The sequence below is a fragment of the Saccharothrix carnea genome (genome assembly GCF_003014735.1).
Classification (GTDB): Bacteria; Actinomycetota; Actinomycetes; order Mycobacteriales; family Pseudonocardiaceae; genus Actinosynnema; species Actinosynnema carneum.
The window spans coordinates 415,369-434,258 of record NZ_PYAX01000004.1 but is presented as its reverse complement, the minus strand read 5'-3'; the positions used below and the strand labels follow the sequence as shown (position 1 = coordinate 434,258).

At 71.6% G+C, this 18,890-nt stretch carries 14 protein-coding genes; 5 read left to right on the top strand and 9 right to left on the bottom strand.

What is annotated here, in order from left to right; all coding sequences use genetic code 11:
* Positions 1–4 precede the first annotated feature (4 nt).
* The 6 genes from B0I31_RS13635 to B0I31_RS13610 form a co-directional block, all read right to left on the bottom strand.
* Positions 5–4,417, bottom strand: coding sequence for an nSTAND1 domain-containing NTPase (locus B0I31_RS13635; RefSeq protein ID WP_106615717.1), 4,413 nt, complete (start codon positions 4,415–4,417; stop codon positions 5–7).
* Positions 4,418–4,622: 205 nt separating this feature from the next.
* Complete coding sequence (locus B0I31_RS13630; RefSeq protein WP_106615716.1) at positions 4,623–5,345, bottom strand: D-Ala-D-Ala carboxypeptidase family metallohydrolase; 723 nt, start codon at positions 5,343–5,345, stop codon at positions 4,623–4,625.
* A gap of 196 nt (positions 5,346–5,541) precedes the next feature.
* On the bottom strand, positions 5,542–7,185 hold the full coding sequence (locus B0I31_RS13625) for an NAD(P)/FAD-dependent oxidoreductase (protein ID WP_181320150.1): 1,644 nt from the start codon (positions 7,183–7,185) through the stop codon (positions 5,542–5,544).
* Positions 7,182–8,021, bottom strand: coding sequence for a ferredoxin (locus B0I31_RS13620; protein WP_106615714.1), 840 nt, complete (start codon positions 8,019–8,021; stop codon positions 7,182–7,184). Before B0I31_RS13620 ends, B0I31_RS13625 begins: the two co-directional genes overlap by 4 nt.
* A 167-nt stretch (positions 8,022–8,188) precedes the next feature.
* The gene (locus B0I31_RS13615) at positions 8,189–8,941 is read right to left on the bottom strand and encodes a DUF4142 domain-containing protein (RefSeq protein ID WP_106615713.1); all 753 of its coding nucleotides are present in this window, start codon (positions 8,939–8,941) and stop codon (positions 8,189–8,191) included.
* A gap of 12 nt (positions 8,942–8,953) precedes the next feature.
* Positions 8,954–9,532 (bottom strand): hypothetical protein, encoded by a 579-nt coding sequence (locus B0I31_RS13610; protein WP_181320149.1) that lies wholly within the window; start codon positions 9,530–9,532, stop codon positions 8,954–8,956.
* A gap of 179 nt (positions 9,533–9,711) precedes the next feature.
* Here B0I31_RS13610 and B0I31_RS13605 point away from each other — a divergent pair, with 179 nt between their 5' ends.
* The 3 genes from B0I31_RS13605 to B0I31_RS13595 all read left to right on the top strand — a co-directional run bounded on the left by B0I31_RS13605 (position 9,712) and on the right by B0I31_RS13595 (position 12,107).
* Complete coding sequence (locus B0I31_RS13605) at positions 9,712–10,275, top strand: sigma-70 family RNA polymerase sigma factor (protein ID WP_106615711.1); 564 nt, start codon at positions 9,712–9,714, stop codon at positions 10,273–10,275.
* A 4-nt stretch (positions 10,276–10,279) separates the two neighbouring features.
* On the top strand, positions 10,280–11,011 hold the full coding sequence (locus B0I31_RS13600) for an anti-sigma factor (RefSeq protein WP_106615710.1): 732 nt from the start codon (positions 10,280–10,282) through the stop codon (positions 11,009–11,011).
* Positions 11,012–11,198: 187 nt separating this feature from the next.
* Complete coding sequence (locus tag B0I31_RS13595) at positions 11,199–12,107, top strand: NAD(P)-dependent oxidoreductase (RefSeq protein WP_106615942.1); 909 nt, start codon at positions 11,199–11,201, stop codon at positions 12,105–12,107.
* Here the strand turns inward: B0I31_RS13595 and B0I31_RS13590 are convergent.
* Positions 12,060–12,404 (bottom strand): DUF742 domain-containing protein, encoded by a 345-nt coding sequence (locus B0I31_RS13590; RefSeq protein WP_106615709.1) that lies wholly within the window; start codon positions 12,402–12,404, stop codon positions 12,060–12,062. The two genes, B0I31_RS13595 and B0I31_RS13590, sit on opposite strands and share 48 nt — an antisense overlap.
* Before the next feature lie 399 nt (positions 12,405–12,803).
* Here B0I31_RS13590 and B0I31_RS13585 point away from each other — a divergent pair, with 399 nt between their 5' ends.
* Positions 12,804–13,562: an ABC transporter ATP-binding protein gene (locus tag B0I31_RS13585; RefSeq protein ID WP_106615708.1), complete on the top strand. Its 759-nt coding sequence runs from the start codon at positions 12,804–12,806 to the stop codon at positions 13,560–13,562.
* Positions 13,562–16,099, top strand: a complete 2,538-nt coding sequence (locus tag B0I31_RS13580; RefSeq protein WP_106615707.1) for an ABC transporter permease — start codon at positions 13,562–13,564, stop codon at positions 16,097–16,099. The genes B0I31_RS13585 and B0I31_RS13580 overlap by 1 nt, the downstream gene beginning before the upstream one ends.
* A 150-nt stretch (positions 16,100–16,249) precedes the next feature.
* Here the strand turns inward: B0I31_RS13580 and ispH are convergent, their stop codons facing one another.
* Positions 16,250–17,254 carry a 4-hydroxy-3-methylbut-2-enyl diphosphate reductase gene (gene ispH, locus B0I31_RS13575; RefSeq protein ID WP_106615706.1) on the bottom strand — a complete coding sequence of 335 codons (1,005 nt, stop codon included), beginning with the start codon at positions 17,252–17,254 and terminating at the stop codon, positions 16,250–16,252.
* A 570-nt stretch (positions 17,255–17,824) separates the two neighbouring features.
* Positions 17,825–18,865, bottom strand: coding sequence for a family 2 encapsulin nanocompartment cargo protein polyprenyl transferase (locus B0I31_RS13570; RefSeq protein ID WP_106615705.1), 1,041 nt, complete (start codon positions 18,863–18,865; stop codon positions 17,825–17,827).
* Positions 18,866–18,890: the final 25 nt, after the last annotated feature.

Sequence of the window (18,890 nt, the reverse complement as noted above, 5' to 3'; positions counted from 1 at the left end):
GGCGCTACTCCGGGCAGCCGGGCGGGTCGCCCCGGTCCGGCCCCAGCGCACGCCACTCCTCGGCCAGCGACTCCCGGTCGAGCGCGCCGCACAGCACCTCGACCGCGTGGTCGGTCCGCAGCTCCCACAGGCGGGCGGTGCCGTCGGCGCCGACCGAGGCGATCAGCTCGCCGGACGGGTCGAACGCCACGTCGTTCAGCTCGGCACCGTGCCGGTCCAGCCGCGCGACCTGCCGCCCGCCGTCGACCTCCCACAGCCGCACCACCGTGTCCTGGCTCGCGGTGGCCAGGGTCTTGCCGTCCGGGCTCCACGCGACCCGGCGCACCGGCGCGTCGTTGCCGGTGAACGTGCCGACCTCGACGCCGTCCTTGACCCGCCACAGCCTCACCAGCCGGTCGCCGCCGCCCGTGGCCAGCAGCGAGCCGTCCGGGCTGAACTCGACGTCGATCGCGATGCCGTCGTGGCCGGGCAGCACGGTCCACGTCGAGCCGGGGTCCACCAGGTCCCACAGACCGATCCTGCCGCCCGACAACGCCACCGCGAGCGTGCGGCCGTCCGGGCTGAACGAGGTCGAGGCCGGGTAGTTGGGCTGGAGCCCGTCGACCGGCGTGTTGCGCGGTTCCTCCCTGGTCGACCGGCGCTGGGTCAGCTCCAGGTCGGCCGCGTCGAACAGCAGCACCTCGTCGCGGTCTTCCTTCGACCCGGTCGGGGTGCGGCCCGCCACGGCGATCGTCCGGCCATCGGGGCTGAACGTCACCGCGGTGAACTCCGTGCCGGGACGGGAGAACCGGCGCGCCTCCGCGCCCGTGTCCGCCTTCCACACCACGAGCGTGCCGTCCTCGGCCACGGTGGCGAGCTCGGCGCCGTCCGGGCTGAACGCCACGTCGTAGGCGTCGTCCTGGTGTCCTTCGGTCTCGTGCACCAGCCGTGAGTTCCGGTGGTCCCACAGCCGCACCGCGCCGTCGCCGCTGGTGGTGGCGAGCAGTTCCCCTCCGGGCTGGAAGGCCGCCCCGAGGACGGAGTAGTCGCGCGTGCCGAGCACCGTCCGCTGGTAGGTCCACACCGTGATCACGCCGGTCGAGTCGGCGCTGAGCAGCGTGCGGCCCTCGGCGGTCATGGCCACGGCGAACGTGGTCACCGAACCCGTCGCGTACTGGGTGAGCATCTCGCCGGTCGCGACGTCCCACGAGTACACGTTCGCGCCCACCGCGCCGCCCACCACGGCCGAGCCGGACGGCGTGAAGGCCACCGAGCTCATCCCCGCCTCGGGCGCGTCGATGACCCTGCGCGCCGTCCACGTCGTGGTGTCCCACAACCGGACCGCCGCGTCCATCCCGGTGCTGGCCAGCAGCCCGGTGTCGGGCGCGAACGCCAGCGACTGCACCTCGGCGGTGTGCCCGGTCAGGGTGGCGACCCGCGCGCCGTCCGCCGTCCGGTACACCTGCACGCCGTTGCCCTCGGTCGTCGCGATCAGCTTCGCGTCCGGCGAGATCACCATCCGGATGGACGGCGGCACGACGAACACCGCCCGCTCGGTGAACCCCGCCGTCTCCCACACCACCACGCCGCGATCGGTGTAGGCGGCGAGCGTGCCGCCGTCCGGCGAGAGCGCCGTGTCGACCGCCCGCTCCGGCACGGTGAACACCCGCTTGCGCGCCGCCACGTCCCACAGCTCGACCTTCGACGACGTCACGTCGGCCGTCGCGAGGAAGCGGCCATCGGTGCTCATCACCGCCGTGCGGTACCAGCCGTCCTTGCTGTCGTCCAGCACCGCCAGCTCGCGGCGCGCGGGCAGGTCCCAGAGCCGCAGCGTGCCGTCCCGGCCGCCGGACGCCGCGACCGTGCCGTCACCGCTGACCGCGAGCGCGTTGATCGCACCGTCGTGCCCGGTCATCCGGCCGCGGTAGGCGTCGGTGATCGCGGACAGCAGCGCGCTGCGGCCTTCGAGGGTCGGGCTCGCCCGCCAGGACCCGAGCGCGGCCAACGCGGCCCGCCGCGGGTCCACCAGCCGGGCCAGCGCCGACTCCGCCGCCAGCTGCCGCGACAGGTTCTGCTGCCTGCCGAGGTCCGCCCGGTCCCGTTCGGCCTGTGCCGACTGCTGCAACCGCGTCGCCACCACGACCGCCACCGACGCGACCACCAGCAGCAGGCTCAACGCCACCACCAGGCCGCGCAACCGGTTCGTGCGCTTGCGCGCCGCCAGCTGACCCGCGTGCTCCGCGGCCGTCGACCGGGCCAGGAACTCCTGCTCCACCGGCTGCAACCGGACCCGGTCGCGCGCCGACTCCAGCCACCCGGTCAGCGCCGTCAACCGCACGCCCCGGTACAGGTCGTCGTCGTGCTGCCCGGACTCGGCCCAGGCCCGGACCGAGTCGGTGAACCGGCGGTGCTGCACCAGTCCGGCGCGGTCCTCCTCGATCCAGTCGCGCAGGCGCGGCCACGCGGTGAACAGCGCCTCGTGGCTCAGCCGCGCGCCCGAGCCGTCCACGGTCACCAGCCGTGCCGCGATCAGCCGGTCCAGCACGTGCCGCTGCGGCGCGAACTCGGCCGGGTCGACCCGCCGCCGCACCACCGCGCCGTCGTCCAGCACCGCCACCAGCCGCAGCAGGATCGAGCGCAACGCCTGCCGCCCGGCCGGGTCCAGCGCGGCGTGGATCTCCTCGGCGGTGCGCGACACCGCGCCGTCGATGCCGCCCGCCCGGCGGTAGGCGGCCAGCGTCAGCACCGGTCCGTCGCGGTGCAGCCACGTCTCGCGCAGCGCGTGCGCCAACCGGGGCAGCGCTCCGGGGTCGTAGCCGATCTCGCCGCGCACACCCAGGTCGGCGATCATCCGCTCCGCCAGGCCCGGTTCCACGTCGACGCCGAAGTCCTTGGCCGGGCTGACGATCGCCTGCCGCAGCCCGGTCGCGTCCAGCGGTCCCAGCAGCACGGGCGCGGCCAGCGCGGGCCGCAGCGGCGCCAGCTCGATGCACCGGTCCACCAGGTCACCGCGGACGGCCAGCACCACCATCGCGGGCCGTGCGGCGGTCAGCGCGGTGGTGAACGCCAACCGGTCCGCCTCCGGCGCGTTGAACACCTCTTCGAACTGGTCGACCACGATCACCGGCCGCGTGGTGCGCGCGCACGCCTCGCCGAACCGCAGCGGCGACTCCCAGACCAGCCGTGCCCACTCCGCCGCGCCGAGCGGGGTGTGCGCGGCCATCGCGGCGGCCAGGTTGCCGATCGGGTCCACCCCGGGCGTCAGCACGACCTGCGGCCACGTCTCGTCGGCCTCACCGGCCAGCGCGGGCAGCAGGCCGGCCCTGAGCACGGACGACTTGCCCGCGCCGGACGCGCCGACCAGCACCACCGGCTCACCGCCGCGCACCTGCTCGGCCAACCGGACCAGCAGCTCGGTGACGACGTCCGCGCGGCCGTGGAAGAGATCCGCGTCGTCCCGCTCGAACCCGCTCAGGCCCGGGTACGGCGTGGCGGACGCGTGCGGGCGGGAGGTGCGCGGCCGGTTGGCGGAACGCAGGATCGCGCGCACCAACCGGCCTTGGTCGTCACCCGGTGCCGGTGACGTCGGCCGGGCGGCCACCGCGGTCTCACCGGCGAACGCGGCCGTTCGCGCCGCCGTGATCAGCGCCGTCGCCGACTCGAACCGCCGCGCCGGGTCCTTCGCCAGGCCGCGCAGGACCACCGCGTCCAGCGCGGGCGTGACGGTCGGGCTGAACACCGATGGCGCGGGCGGCGGCTGGAGGAGGTGGGCGGCGACCTTCGCGGCCGGGTCGGTCGCCGCGTGCGGCAGGCGGCCGGTCAGGCACTCGAACAGCACGCACGCCAAGGAGTACTGGTCCGCGCGCCCGTCGACCGCGCCACCGGACAGCCGTTCCGGGGCCAGGTAGTCCCACGAGCCGACCAGGTCGCCGGACCGGGTCAGCGCGGTGGCCTCGGGCGAGGTCTCCCGGGCGATGCCGAAGTCGGCCAGGTAGGCGTGGTCGTCGGCGGTGACCAGGATGTTGGACGGCTTCACGTCCCGGTGGACCAGGCCGCGCTCGTGGGCGGCGTCCAGCGCGGCGGCGACCTGCGCGAGGATCCCGAACGCCCGCACCGGGTCCACCTCGTTGGTGCCCAGCGCGCGGCGCAGGTCCGTGCCCTCGACCAGCATCATGTCGAGGAAGAGGTGGCCGTCGACCTCGCCGAAGTCGTTGACCGGGACGACGTTCGGGTGGCGGAGCGCGGCGGCGATGCGCGACTCGCGCTGGAACCGGGCGCGGTACTCGTGGTCGGTGGTGGAGGCGGAGAGGCGCTTCAGCGCGACGACGCGGTCGTTGACCGTGTCGTAGGCGCGGTGCACCACGCCCATGCCGCCCTGTCCGAGCAGCTCGCGGATCTCGTACCGACCGAAGTCGGCTAAGCCGGATCGCGCCCCCATTGCGCCCCCTCGTCTCGCCCGCCCAACCTTAACGCCGCTGGGCGCGCCGGAGGCCGCGGGTGGGCTGTGGCAGCCCACCCGCGGCCTCCGGTTCCTCCAGCCGATCCCGCCGTGAAGGGGTGGTTCGCGCGGGACCCGCGATGACGGCGCCGCGGGGCGAGGGGTGAAACCCGCGGCCTGCCGGATGACCGCCCTGGCGGACCGGTCAGATGCCGCAGGACGGCGCCGACCAGAAGCGGCTGCTCCGGTGGTCGACGTGGGTGTGGTCGTTGTGACCGGGGTAGCCCGGGCCGAGGATGCCGTTGAAGCCGTGGTTGCGGGCCTGCTGCGCCAAGCGGCACAGGGAGTGCGGGCCCGCGCCCAGGTCGACCCCGTCGCCGTACAGGTGCCGCGAGTCGGACGCGCCGCCGACCGCGCTGTTGCAGGAGATGCTGCGGAAGCCGCTGGTGACCCGGATCGCCTGGTCGCCCAGCGCGTGCCGCATCGCCTGCAGCTTCCACATCGACACCAGCGCGTTGAACTTCGCCGTCGCCGCCGAGACCTTGCCACCGCCCCACGTCGAGTTGCAGTTGTTCAACTCCGCGTAGGAGAAGTTGACGGGCGTGCAGTCGTCGTCCTGGAGCGCGTAGAGCTTCGAGTACGTGGCGGGACCCGCCACCCCGTCCGCCGCCAGGCCGTAAGCCTGCTGGAAGCGCACGAGAGCGGAGCGCGTCGCCGGGCCGAAGGAGCCGTCGAGGCCGAGCACGGCGCCGTAGCCGGGGTAGCCGGACAGTCGGATCTGCAACTGCCGCACGTCCTCGCCGGACGCGCCCTGGGACAGGTTTCGGTTCCACGTGTAGCAGCCGTCGGCTTGCGCCGTGCCGCCACCGGTGACGAGAACGACGGCGACGAGCGCCAACGACGCCAGATAGGAGACTAGTCGGAGCACAGGGACCTCCAGACCGGGTTGGGGACGGGACTGGAGCCTGGCGGAGAGGTAAACTTGCGTCAATCTGTCCCGGATGTCTGAATATTTCACACCACGCGAATAGTTTGTGAACGACTGGGCGTCGAACACTGCCTGTACCTCATCACGACGTGACCCGGTCGACGCGTGCGCGCCTTCGGTGCCGCGAAGCCGCGTCTCAACGGGGTCTGGCCCTCGGACCGGTGCGCGCCAACGACCGGCCCTGTCCGCGTGATCGCACGACCGGCGCGTGAGACGGCGGTAAGGGCAGTGGTTGGGACTCCTGCTGTTGGCGCGGTAGGCGGGGCAGTTCGACCGGGTCCGAGAACTGCGTGCGGGTGGGGCCGGGGTCGGACCGCGCGGCCTCGACCCGGGTCGCCGCCTCGCGCAGCAGCGCGTTCTCCAGCCGCAACGCCTCGGACCGCACGGCCTCGAACCGTTGGGACTGCTCCGACCGCGTCGGCACCGACCGTGTGCGCGGCGCCTCGAACCGGACCGACTCCCGCGGTCGACTTGGTGCTGCCGCGACTGGCGCCGGTGCCGGTGCCACTTGTGCCGGTGCCACCGACCGCGGGGCGTCCTGGGGTGCCGCGGTGTGCGGCACGTGCTGCGGCGGGCGGCGTTGTGGGCCGCTCGCGGTCACCCGGTTCTGCCGCCACAGCTCCGTCGACAGCTTGATCATCGCGGTCGGCGCGTCCAGCCCGACCATCCCGACCAACCGCCCGTCGCTGATGAACCCGGTGATGGTCCGGTGGTCCTTCTGCGAACCGGCCAACGTCGTCGTGTCCGTGCCCATCGCGGGCAGGCCGGACCCCTGGATGCGCATCCCGTACTGCTCGGTCCAGAACCGGGGAACAGGGGTGAACGGCCGCGAATTCTCCCTGCCCGCCAACAGGTTCTCCGCGGCCGCCCGCCCCATCTCCACCGCGTTGAGCCAGTGCTCCACCCGACGCGGTTGCCCTCCGAACCGGAGGTTCGGCCACCGCGCGACATCACCCGCGGCCACGACGTCGGACCCGCCGACCACGTGGCACGTGGGCTCGCACAGCACACCGTCCTCCAGCACCAGCCCCGACCCGCGCAACCAGGCGACCGACGGCGAGGCGCCCACCGCGATCACCACGACCGCGGCGAAGAACACCTGCCCATCGGACAGGTGGATCGCCACCCCGCCCGCCTGCCGCACCCAGTGCCGGATCTTCACGCCCATCGCCATCCGGACACCGCGCACCCGGTGCGCCTCGGTGACCGTGTCGGCGATGTTCTTGCCGACCGCGCTGCCCAGCAACGTGGACGACCGGCTCACGATCGCCACGTCACGGCCCATCGTCTTCACCGACGCGGCCATCTCGCAGCCGATGAGCCCGCCGCCGACCACCACGACCAGGCCCTGCGTGGAGTTGATCGCCTGCTTGATCGCGATCGCGTCGTCCACGGTCCGCAGCACGTGGATGCGCGGGTCCTGGCGCGGCGCGCCCGCGAGGTGGCGCGGCTCGACACCGGTCGCGATGATCAACCCGTCGTAGCGCAGCTCCTCGCCACCGGGCAGGCCCACCACGCGCCGGTCCGGCTCCAGGTGGGTCGCCGCCGTGCCGAGTCGCCACACCGCGTCCAGCTCGCGGCTGATGGTCAGCCGCAGGTCCGACGCGACCAGCTCGCCGTTGATGGCCTCCTTGGACAGCGCAGGCCGGTGGTAGGGCAGGTGCCGCTCCGCGCTCACGATCACGATCTCGCCGCGGAAACCCAGCTCCCGCAGCCGTTCGCCCGCGCGCAGGCCGGCCAGCCCGCCGCCCGCGATGACCACGCGTTCCTCGTTCTTCACCGGACACGCTCCCGCAGCTCGATCGCGCGCATCGGGCAGGCCCGCGCGGCGGCCCGCGCCTTGGCGAACTGCTCGGGCGGCGGCCGGCGCTCGTACCGCAGCCGCTCGTCGTCGACCAGCTGGAACAGCCCCGGCGCCTCGGCCTGGCAGATGCCGTAGCGGTGGCAGCGCTCGTTGTCGACGCTGATGTCCAACGCGCTGCCGCCCGCGCCGTCCGGCTCGGGCTCGAAACCGGGCTCCGGTTCCAGCATGCCCAGCTTCACCAGCCAGTCCGGCGGCAGGAAGCGGGCGATGGCGATGGTCGCTGTGGGCACCAGGATCGTCAGGCCCGCCAACCACAGCACGGCCAGGTTGCCGTTCGCGATCGCGCCGAACCACGAGTGCACCACGGTGGCGGTGACCGCGACGTAGGCCAGCTGGTGCAGCCGCAGCCACTTGCGGTAGTAGACCTTCTTGCGCAGACCCGCGGTGATCGCGAGGGTCAGCATGATCTCCAGGCCGAGGATGCCCAGGGCGTGCCGGAACAGTCCGCCGTCGTAGAACGGGATCAGGAGCTTCAAGTACGAGAAAGCGCCGAGCTGCAACAGGGTGAACGCGAACGCGTGCAGCGACCCGAACGTCAGGGCCATCGTCGCCAGCACCATGTGGCTGTTGCGCAACCCCTGCCTGCCGGAGATCTTGTTGGCCCAGCCCGTGGCGATCAGCACGCCCCAGCACAGGGTGGCGCACGTGGTCGCGTAGGCCAGGCGCGCCGAGATCTGCGCCACGTGGCGCACTCCGGCGTCGTGGTCGCCGCCGGTCGCCTGGGCGATCAGCAGCGGAACCTGGGTGAGCACTGGTCTTTACCTCCGAGATGGCGGGAGAGAACTCGCAGGCGGTGGGAGGGTGTCGACCCGCCCGGCGGGCCGCGCAGGAGTGGTCACGACCTGCCGGGCGGGTTCGAGGGTGTGGAAGTTCCCGTGATGGGAGACGCTGTGGTTTCCGCTCGGTCCACCACCTCCTTTCACTTGACGTCGGCACGGGGCCGCAGCAGGCGCAGGATCGCGATCGTCACCACCGCGCCCACCAGGCACATGAGGAGGACGGCGAGAGCGCTCGGGCCGCCCGAGGGTGTCTGCGCCGAGGCGCGCACCGGGTCGGCGCTGACCGCCGCCGCGGGCGCCACGCCGGCGGCCACCGGCTTGGACAGGCCCATGTCGGTGACCATGTTGGTGCTCTCCAACAAGGTCATGTGCTTGAGCACGATCTGGTTGCACACCTGGGCGAACTGCCGGATCGCCTCGTTGCGGGTGGTGGCCCGGACGGTGGCGATGGCCGGGAAGATCGAGCCGTGCGCTGCGCGCAGCCGGTTGGCGAACGAGTCGTCGAACGCCGCGCCGGTGCGCGCCCGCATCTCCGCCATCCACGACTGCTGGTCGGCGTTGGCCTCGTCCGGCAGCGCCACGCCCATCTGGGACGCCAGCCGCACCACCCGTTCGTCGAGGAACGTGTGGTCACTGGCCAGCTGCGCGCCGACCTCCTTGACCCTGGTGCTGGCCGCACGGGTCTGCGCCTCCTCGCCCATGGGCATCTCCCACAGGCCCGCCAGCCGCACCTTGACCAGCAGTTCCTTGTCCTGCGCGGTGATCGGGCCCAGCGGCGTCTGCTCCACCGGCCCCGCCCCGGGCGGGTCGTCGGCGTGCGCGACACCGGGCAGCGCGGGCAGCACCAGCAGGCTCAGCGCCAGCACGGCGGCCGTGAAACGCTTTGCTGACATGGTTTTCTCGTCCTAGTAGCCGTCGCCGGTGGACGGTTGGCCGGGCGCCGCGCCGTCGTTCGGCTGCGCCTTCTTGCCCTCGGGAGTCACCGCGAACCACGTGCCGCCCTTGCCCTGGCCGGTGAGGTCGCCGGCCTTCTTGTCACCCGTGTACCGGTACAGCGGCCAACCGGCCAGCGTGACCTGCTTCCTGCCGTCCGCGCGGGCCACCGAGCCCACCAGCGTCGGGTCGACACCGGAGGTCATGGTGTGGTCGCTGACCAGCACCGGCGGCCACGTCTTCAGGCAGTCGCCGTCGCAAGTGGACTTCGGCGGTTTCGCGGTGTCCTTGTCGTAGCGGTACAGCGCGAAGCCGCCCGCGTCCGCCACGAACCACCCGACCTGCTTCGACTCGGTGGCCGACAGCATCTGGTGCGGCTCCTTGCCGAATTCCGGCGGTTGTTGGAGAGTCGTCGAACCGGAACCGGCGCCGTTCGCGGGGTTCTGGCTCGCAGCGTTGTCGATCCCGACCGCGCCACAGGCGCTGACCAGCACCAACGCCGCTGCGGCCGAAACCGGCAGCAACGCCCTCCGGGTACGTCGACTGCGCATCATTGGTCCTTTCTCCTGCCGGCGGGTCCGCCGAAAGGACTAGCGGACGCCGAGTGGCTGGTCCGTGCCTTTGAAGCGGATACCGTGGAGTACGGACACGATGCGGTGACGGTTCACGAACAAAACAACGACTTTTTTTGCGGCCAAACCCTCGACGCGGCAGCCCTTGGCGCGCTTGGATGCTCGGCGTGGCGCGGCACAGACGCAGCACTTCCCCCCGAAGAGATCACACCTGGCCGGACTTGAGCCTGGAAGACGAGCTGATCCGCAGGCTCTACCAGGAGTTCGGCAGCGCGCTGCTCGGGCATGCCATGCGGCTGACCGGCAGCGACCGGCAGTGGGCAGAGGACATCGTCCAGGAGACGCTCGTGCGGGCGTGGCGCAACGCCGAGAAGCTGGAGCGGGACCCCGTCCTGCTGCGCTCCTGGCTGTTCACCGTGGCCCGGCGGCTGGTCATCGACGACCGTCGCAAGCGGAGCGTCCGACCGCAGGAGTCGGAGTTGACGCCGTCCGACGAGGCCCCGCAGCGGGACGAAGCGGACCGCACGCTGGCGGCCATAGTCGTAGCCGAAGCGATGAACGGACTGACGGAGGAACACCGGGAGGCTATTCTCGAGACGTACTTGAGGGATCGGACCGTCGGGGAAGCCGCGGCGGTGCTCGGGGTACCGCCCGGCACGGTGAAGTCCAGGGTGTACTACGCGCTCCGCGCCCTGCGGCGTGCGTTGCAGGATCGGGGCTGAGCAGGTGACTTCGCAGCCGAACCACGTCGACGTGGCGGCGTACGTCCTCGGTGTCCTCGACGAGGACGAGGTCGACGCGTTCGAGAACCACCTCGCCCAGTGCCGTCGATGTGCGCTCGACCTGCGCGATTTCGCCCAACTGCCCGATCTGCTCGACGAGGCCGACGCCAACGGCATGCTGCGCGCCAACGCGGGGGAGCGGCCGGACGGCCGATCGGTGCGCGCGATGCTCGACTCGGTCTCGGAAACCAGGGCGCGCAAGCGCCGCAACGTCGCACTGCTGGCCGCCGCCGCCGCGACGGTGCTGATCGTGCTGACCGCGGTCGTGTCGGTGAACGTCGCCGCACCGTCCGACCCGGTCGCCGCCCCCACCACCCAATCGGTGCCGGAGCAGTCCAACGTGGCGAAGGGCGCGCCGGACGCGTCGGGCACCATCAGCCGCACCGATCCCGTGACCGGGGTGTCCGGCCGGCTCTCGGCCAGCCCCGAGCCTTGGGGCACGTCGTTGCAGGTCGAGGTGAAGGGCGCCAAGGGGCCCACGCGGTGCGAGTTGGTGGCGAAGTCGCGCACGGGTGAGGTGATGGTCATCGGCTCGTGGTTGGTCACGTCTCCCGGGCCGGCCAAGGATCCCGTGACGCTGCAGGCCTCGGTGGGCCTGCGTTGGCACGACATCACGGAGTTCGTCGTGCGTGACGCCGAGGAAGGCGCCACCCTGCTCCGCCTCCCCACCTCGTAACCCCGCGAGAGTCCAACGCCCAGCGCGCGAGAGTCCAACGCTCAGCCCGCGCGTGTCCTACGTTCGGAACACCTGAGTTGAACGCTCGCGGCGGGCGGAACGTGCCACCGGTCGAGACAGCGGTAGCGGCACGGCGTTGAATTGCGGCAGGGAGGCGGCGCGGTGCCGTCGTGTGGAGGAGGTCGCGGTGAAGGTGGGATTCGTCGGGCTCGGCATCATGGGGCAGCCGATGGCGCTCAACCTGGCCAGGTCCGGTCGGTCGCTCGTGGTGTGGAACCGGTCGCCGCACCGGGTCGAGCCGTTGCGGGACGCGGGTGCGGAGGTTGCCGCGACGCCGGCTGAGGTTTTCGCCGTTGCGGAGGTAGTGATCCTCATGCTCGCCAACGAGGACGCGATCGACGCGGTCCTCGACCGCCGCACGGAGCGCTTCGCCGAGTACGTCGACGGCCGCACGGTCGTGCACATGGGCACGACGTCGCCGGGCTACTCGCGGGACCTCGCGGCCGACATCCGGGCGGCGGGCGGCAAGTACGTCGAAGCGCCCGTCTCCGGCTCGCGCGGCCCGGCTGAGGCCGGCGAGCTCGTCGGCATGCTCGCCGGAGACCCCGACGACGTGGCACGGGTGCGCGAGGTGATCGCGCCGATGTGCGCCGAGGTCGTGGTCTGCGGCCAGGTTCCCGACGCCCTGCTGATGAAGTTGGCCGTCAACCTGTTCCTGATCACCATGACCACCGGTCTCAGCGAGGCCTTCCACTTCGCCGAACGGCACCAACTCGACCTCGGCACGCTGGTCGAGGTGCTGGACAAGGGGCCGATGTCGAGCAAGGTCTCCCGCGCCAAGACCTCGAAGCTCCTGGCCGACGACTTCGAGGCCCAGGCCGCGGCCCTCGACGTGCTCAGGAACAACCAGCTGATCGCCGGTGCCGCCCGCGCCGCCGGGGTCGCCTCACCGCTGCTGGACGCCTGCCTGGCCCTGTTCACCCGAACGGTGGAACTGGGGCACGGCAAGGAGGACATGGCCGCGGTCGTCCACGCGTTGCGGGAGCGCTCAGATTCGGCGCAGGCCCATCAGGACGCGTTCCATCAGCTCCAGTGACGGACGGCCCTTCTCGTCGATCGCGCGATCCTCGTGCACGTTGATCAGGCTCATGTCGGACATGTCGGCCAACAAAACGCGCACGACTCCGAGCGGCAACCGCAGTGTGGCCGCGACTTCCGCGACGGAATGCGGATTCCGGCACAGATCGCTGATGACGCGGTGTTCCGCGGTCGACGTGAGGGCGTCTCTCGCCGCCCTTTCGTTCGTCGTCACGATGGTCTCGATGGCCAACGTGGTCGCGGAGCGCGTACGACCGCCGGTTCTGGTGTAGGGGCGCACCCGGAGGGTCGACACACCAGCTCCTCAAGTTGATCTTGTTCACGCGGGGTCAGGGTCGCTGACGCCGGTAGACCCTACGAGTGATCAGCGCCTCTGTCTCGATTTTCCCGCCATGTGGGAGAGTCGGCGTGTCGTCGCGACGGTCCGTGGCCGGTCGCTTCCGGGCGGTGTCCACGGTGTGCGCAAGCATCGGATGATCGGCCCGATTCACCTCCCGTTCGCCCTCCGTTCGGCCGCCGATCGCCGGGACCATTGAGGGATTTCCGGTTGTGTCGGGGTTTTCACCGTGATCTAGGGGAATTACCCCGACCTCGAATCCGGGGTGATTCCCGACGCGCCGGCGCCCGCCCTTCCGACACATTTACCCGGTGTGGACGGCGAGGGTCGTCCGGGGTGCAGAGGGGTTGAGGACCGGTGACGGGCAACGTGGGGGCCGCCGCGAGAGCGGTGGACGTGTGGAAGTCCTACGGCACGGGGGAAGCCGCGGTCACGGCGCTGGCGGGGGTGAGCGTCGAGTTCGACCGCGGCCGGTTCACCGCGATCATGGGACCGTCCGGGTCGGGCAAGTCGACGCTCATGCACTGCCTCGCGGGCCTGGACACGATCGACTCCGGTGACGTCTGGATCGGCGGCACCAAGGTCAACGGCCTGCGCGACAAGGGCTTGACCGAGCTGCGGCGCAGCCAGGTCGGCTTCATCTTCCAGCAGTTCAACCTGCTGCCGACGCTCACCGCCGAGGAGAACATCACGCTGCCGCTGGCCATCGGCGGCCAGAAGGTCGACCGGGCGTGGTTCGACACCGTGATCGACACCGTGGGCCTGCGCGACCGGCTCACGCACCGGCCGACGCAGCTGTCCGGCGGCCAGCAGCAACGCGTGGCCTGCGCCCGTGCCCTGGTGGCCCGGCCGGAAGTGGTGTTCGCCGACGAACCGACCGGCAACCTCGACTCGCGGTCCGGCGCGGAAGTGCTCGGGTTCCTCCAGCGCTCCGCCCGCGACTTCGACCAGACCGTCGTCATGGTCACCCACGACCCCAACGCCGCCTCGTACGCCGACCGGGTCATCTTCCTGGCGGACGGCCGCATCGTGCGCGAACTGCACCACCCGACCGCGGCGGACGTGCTCGACACGATGAAGTCCCTCGACGGCGACGACCGGCTGGTCGTGGCGTGATGCTGAAGGCGACGCTCAAGAGCGTGCTGGCGCGCAAGCTGCGGCTCGTCCTGTCGGGCCTGGCCGTCGTGCTCGGCGTGATGTTCGTATCGGGCTCGTTCGTGCTGACCGACACGCTGGACCGCTCGTTCAAGGACCTGTTCGCCACCGTCTACTCCGAGGTGGACGTCCAGGTCGCGGTGCGGGCCAAGGTCGACGCGGGCGACCCCGAGGCCGCGCTCGCCGGCACCCTGACCGCCGACGACCTCAAGGCCGTCGAGTCGGTCGACGGCGTGCGGACGGCTGTAGGCGACGTCATCGGGTCCGCCCGGCCCATCGGCGAGAACGGCAAGGTGCTCACGACCTCCGGCGCACCGCGGCTCGGCACGGCCTGGCGTGACGGCGGCCAGGAAGAGCTGCGCGAAGGACGTGCCCCGCAACGCGACGACGAGGTGGCGATCAGCGCCTACCTCGCCGAGACCGGCGGGTTCACGGTCGGCGAACAGGTCTCCGTGCTCACGCTGGAACCGAAGCGGACGTTCACCGTGGCCGGGATCTTCGGCTACCCCGGCGACCGCGACTCCCTCGGCGGCGAGCTGACCACCGCGTTCACCGAACCCGTCGCCCAGCAGCTCCTGCTCGGCACGCCCGGCGCGTACAGCGGCGTCACGGTCCGCGCCGACGACGGCGTGACCCAGGCCGTGCTCCGCGACCGCGTGCAGGCCGCGCTCGGTGACGAGTACCAGGTGAAGACCGGCGAGCAGCTGGCGAAGGAGTCCGCCGACGAGATCGGCGAAGGCCTGGCGTTCTTCAACTACGTGCTGCTCGGCTTCGCGGGCATCGCCCTGTTCGTCGGCATCTTCATCATCCTCAACACGTTCTCCATCATCGTCGCGCAACGCACCCGTGAACTGGCGCTGCTGCGGGCGATGGGCGCCGGCCGCAAGCAGATGATCGCCTCCGTCGTGGTCGAGGCGGTGGTCATCGGCGTGATCGCCTCGGTGGTCGGGTTGGGTGCCGGTATCGGCGTCGGCGCGCTGCTGGCCACGCTGTTCAGCACGTTCGGCGGCGGAAGCATGCAGCTCGCCGGCATCGCGGTGCCCACGTCGGCGATCGTCTCGTCGTTCGCGGTCGGGATCGTGGTCACCGTGCTGGCGGCACTGCTGCCCGCCGTGCGCGCTTCCCGCATCCCGCCGGTCGCGGCACTGCGCGAAGCCGCCACGCCGGACCGGCCGTTGACCCGGTTGACCGTCGCCGGTGCCGCGCTGTCGCTGGTCGGTGGTGGCGCGCTCGGCCTCGGGTTCGTCGACGGCACGCTGTGGCTGATCATGTCCGGGCTGCTGGTGTCGTTCGTCGGCGTCGCGCTGCTGACACCGTTGATCAGCAGGCCCGTGGTGTCGCTGATCGGCAAGCTGCTCGCGTGGTCGGTGCCCGGCACGCTCGGCCGCCGCAACTCCGCCCGCAACCCGCGCCGCACCGCCATCACCGCCGCCGCGCTGATGGTCGGGATCGCGCTGATCACCGGCGTGAGCGTGGTGCTCACCTCGGCCACGACCAGCATCACCAAGGTCGCCGACACGCAGATCAAGGCCGACCTGATCATCTCCGGCGAGTCGACCAACGGCGAGTCGAGCGGCGCGTTCGCGGGTGACCGGATGGACCGGGTGCTCGCCACGCCCGGCGTCGAATCCGGGTTCGGCTGGTACAACGACGCCGTGCTGCTCGACGGGCAGCAGAAGTTCGGCGTGGTGGTGACCGACGTGCCCGCCATGGAACGCATCTTCGGGCTGGACGCGGCTGGTGGCACGATCGCCCCGCTCCGCGAGGGTGAGATCGGACTGGACCAGGTCGCCGCCACCGCGCTGAACCTCCGGCAGGGCAGCTCGGTCGTCGTGCAGACGACCAAGGGCGAGCAGCGCACGTACACCGTCGCGTTCGTGCTGGCCAAGAGCAGGGTCGTCAACGACGCCGTGTTCCTGCCCCGGTCGGTGGTGGACGAGCTGGCGTTGGCGAAGATCAGCAGCGCGTTCGTGAAGGCCGACGCCGGGGTGGACGTGGGATCGCTGCGCCGGAGCATCGAGCCGCTGTTCGCCGACAACCCCGAGGTTTCCGTCCAGGACCTCAGCTCGTACGCGCGGCAACAGGCGGCGCAGCTGGACACGGTGCTGCTGATGATCCAGATCCTGCTCGCGCTGGCCATCCTCATCGCGGTGCTCGGGGTGATCAACACGCTGGCGTTGTCGGTGATCGAGCGGACCCGTGAGCTGGGGCTGCTGCGGGCGATCGGCATGCGCCGTGCCCAGGTGATGCGGATGATCACCGTCGAGTCGGTGGTGATCTCGGTGTTCGGCGCGCTGCTCGGGTTGGTGGTCGGCACGGCGCTCGGCGTGGCGGCGGTCCAGGCACTCGAGGACGTCGGCATCACCGACCTCGGCATCCCGTGGGCGCAACTCGGCAGCTACCTCCTGGTCGCCGCCGGCGTCGGCGTGGTGGCCGCGATCCTGCCCGCGATCCGCGCTGCCCGGTTGAACGTCCTGCAGGCCGTCTCGTACGAGTGACGCCACACGGTGCCCGGCCGGTCCTATGGGAGGGCTGGCCGGGCACTGCCGACTCTCGCGCCCCTGCCGCTTCGGCCAGGCCTGCCGCCTTTCACGGTCCGGCCGGGCCTTGCCGCTTGCCTGGCGTCCGACTTGGCCCTGGCGCTCGCTTCACGCCCGGTCGGGTTCCGTTGTGCCTTTCGCCCGATCGGGTGTTCGCGGCTCTGGCAGGGGCTGACCGGGTGCCTGTCCTTGCCGCCGCACCGCCGCCGGCAGCGTGAACTGGATCGTCTCCCGCGCGGTCTCGCGCACCTGCACGTCCCAGGCGCCCAGCGCCTCGATCACCTCGTCCACCAACCGCGGCGGCGCGGAGGCGCCCGCGCTCAGCCCGACCACCCGCGCGTCGGCCAGCCACTCCACCCGGATGTCCGACACGTCGTCGATCAGGTGCGCGGGCGTCCCCATCCGGCGGGCGGTCTCGACCAACCGCACCGAGTTCGACGAGTTCCGCGAACCCACCACCAGCACCACGTCCGAGTCACGCGCGACCTCACGCACCGCGTCCTGCCGGTTCGTGGTGGCGTAGCAGATGTCCGCCGACGAAGGTCCCCTCAACGCCGGGAACTTCTCCCGCAACGCGGCCAGCACATCGGCCGTCTCCTCCACCGCGAGCGTCGTCTGGGTCAGGTACGAGACCCGCGCCGGATCCGGCACCTCCAACGCCTCCACGTCCGCGACGCTCTGCACCAGCACCGTCTGCGCGGGCGCCTCGCCCACCGTGCCCTCGACCTCCTCGTGCCCGGCGTGCCCGATGAGCACCACCGTGTCACCCCGCGCGGCATACCGCTTCGCCTCCGCGTGCACCTTCGTCACCAACGGGCACGTCGCGTCGATCACCTCCAACCCGCGCCGCGCCGCCTCCTCCCGCACCGCCGGCGACACGCCGTGCGCCGAGAACACCACGGTCGCCCCGTCCGGCACGGCATCCAGCTCGTCCACGAACACCGCTCCACGCGCCTCCAGCTCGGCCACGACGTGCGTGTTGTGCACGATCTGCTTCCGCACGTGGATCGGCCCACCGCGCTGGTCCAGGAGCCGGGCGACGATGTCGATGGCACGTTCGACCCCGGCGCAGAACGACCGGGGTGACGCCAGCAGGACAACGGGAAGGGCCACGGCACGACTCCTCGTCAGGTCGGGTGTCTCGTCAAGTCCGGGCGTGGGATCCGGTCGGGTCGGACCGGATGTCCCGTCGTCGGACCGGATGTCCCGTCAGGGTCGGACGGGTCGTCTCCAGTCAAGCCCGGGGCTTGGCGTAGCGCCCAGTCCCAGTCCCGATCTCGGTGCGGGATCCGGTCCCGGCGCCTGTTCCGGACTCGCTGTCGGTCCCGGTGCGGGTTCGGTGAGGGTTCGGTGTTCCGTCAGCTCGGGCACGGGGTCGGGTCGGGCACGCCGTCAGGGTCGGGCACGGGCTGGGTCGGGCAGGCGGCGAGGTGGGGCAGGCAGCCGGGGCCGGTGTGGGGGCGGGTCGGGCAGGTGGCGGGGTCGGGCAGGCGGCGGGGTGGGTTGGGGGTGGTGGTTGGTGCGCGGGGCGGGCGGTTGGTTGCCGGCCTCGTTGTTTCAACCGACGTTTCAGGATGCGGATAACGGTGTTTTCTTTGGTAGTCGGGTTCAGATTCACCCCTTGGTGGTGGTCGCTGGTGAGGTAAGTGCTGGTCAAGGGCTTGTGGGGGTTGGGGTGGTCGGTCAGTGATCGCGGTGAGTGGCGAGGCGGGCGACGGCGTCCAGTTCCAGGGCGGCGCGTTCGGACGGGGCGGCGGCGCGCAGGTGTTCCCGGGCGCGGACGAGGAGGTCGTCGGCCCTGGCTTGGCTCCAGGACCTGGCGCCCGAGGTCTCGATCAGGTCCGCGGCACGGGCCAGGTCGGTCGGCGTGAGTGGCTGTTCGGCGTGGTAGAGGGAGTCCAGTTCGCGGGCGGCCGGGGTGTTGGAGGTCAGGGCGGCCACGACGGGCAGGGACTTCTTGCGGTTCTGCAGGTCCGAGTACACCGGCTTGCCGGTCACCTCGGGGTCGCCCCAGATGCCGAGCAGGTCGTCCACGAACTGGAACGCCAACCCGACCCGCTCCCCGAACGACCGCAGGTGCTCGACCTGGTCCGGCCGCCCGCCGCCGTACAACGCGCCCACCGCGCAAGCCGCCCCCAGCAGCGCACCGGTCTTGCCCTCGGCCATCCGCACGCACTCCGCCAACTGCACGTCGGTGCGCTCCTCGAACGACAAGTCCGCGCTCTGCCCCTCCAACAACCGCTGCACCGCCGACGACAGCACCCGGATCGCCTCTTGCGCGTTCGGGTGACCGCTGCCGGCCAGCACGTCCAACGCCAACGTCAGTAACGCGTCACCGGCCAGGATCGCCGGGTTCACCCCGAACACGTGCCACGCGGTCGGCCGGTGGCGGCGAGTCGTGTCACCGTCCATCACGTCGTCGTGCAGCAACGAGAAGTTGTGCACCAACTCCACCGCCACCGCGGCCGGCAGCGCCGCGTCCACCGCCCCGCCCACCGCCTGCGTGCCCAGCAGCGCCAACGCCGGCCGGATCGCCTTGCCCGCGTCCGCGCCGGTCGGCCTGCCGTGCTCGTCCCACCACCCGAAGTGGTAACCGGCGATCGCCCGCATCGAGTCGGGCAACCGGTCCACCGCCGTCCGCAACGCCGGATCGACCCCGGCACGGCTCCAGTCCAGCACCTCGCGCGCGGACCGGTGATCGAGGCTCACGTCGAGGTCGGTCATCGCCACAACTCCTGTGTCATCGCCA

Excerpts from the sequence above, each read along its gene's own strand:
- B0I31_RS13635 (WP_106615717.1), bottom strand. The coding sequence starts at position 4,417 with ATGGGGGCGCGATCCGGCTTAGCCGACTTCGGTCGGTACGAGATCCGC.
- B0I31_RS13615 (WP_106615713.1), bottom strand. The coding sequence starts at position 8,941 with ATGTCAGCAAAGCGTTTCACGGCCGCCGTGCTGGCGCTGAGCCTGCTG.
- B0I31_RS13610 (WP_181320149.1), bottom strand. The coding sequence starts at position 9,532 with ATGCGCAGTCGACGTACCCGGAGGGCGTTGCTGCCGGTTTCGGCCGCA.
- B0I31_RS13605 (WP_106615711.1), top strand. The coding sequence starts at position 9,712 with ATGCTCGGCGTGGCGCGGCACAGACGCAGCACTTCCCCCCGAAGAGAT.
- B0I31_RS13580 (WP_106615707.1), top strand. The coding sequence starts at position 13,562 with ATGCTGAAGGCGACGCTCAAGAGCGTGCTGGCGCGCAAGCTGCGGCTC.
- B0I31_RS13570 (WP_106615705.1), bottom strand. The coding sequence starts at position 18,865 with ATGACCGACCTCGACGTGAGCCTCGATCACCGGTCCGCGCGCGAGGTG.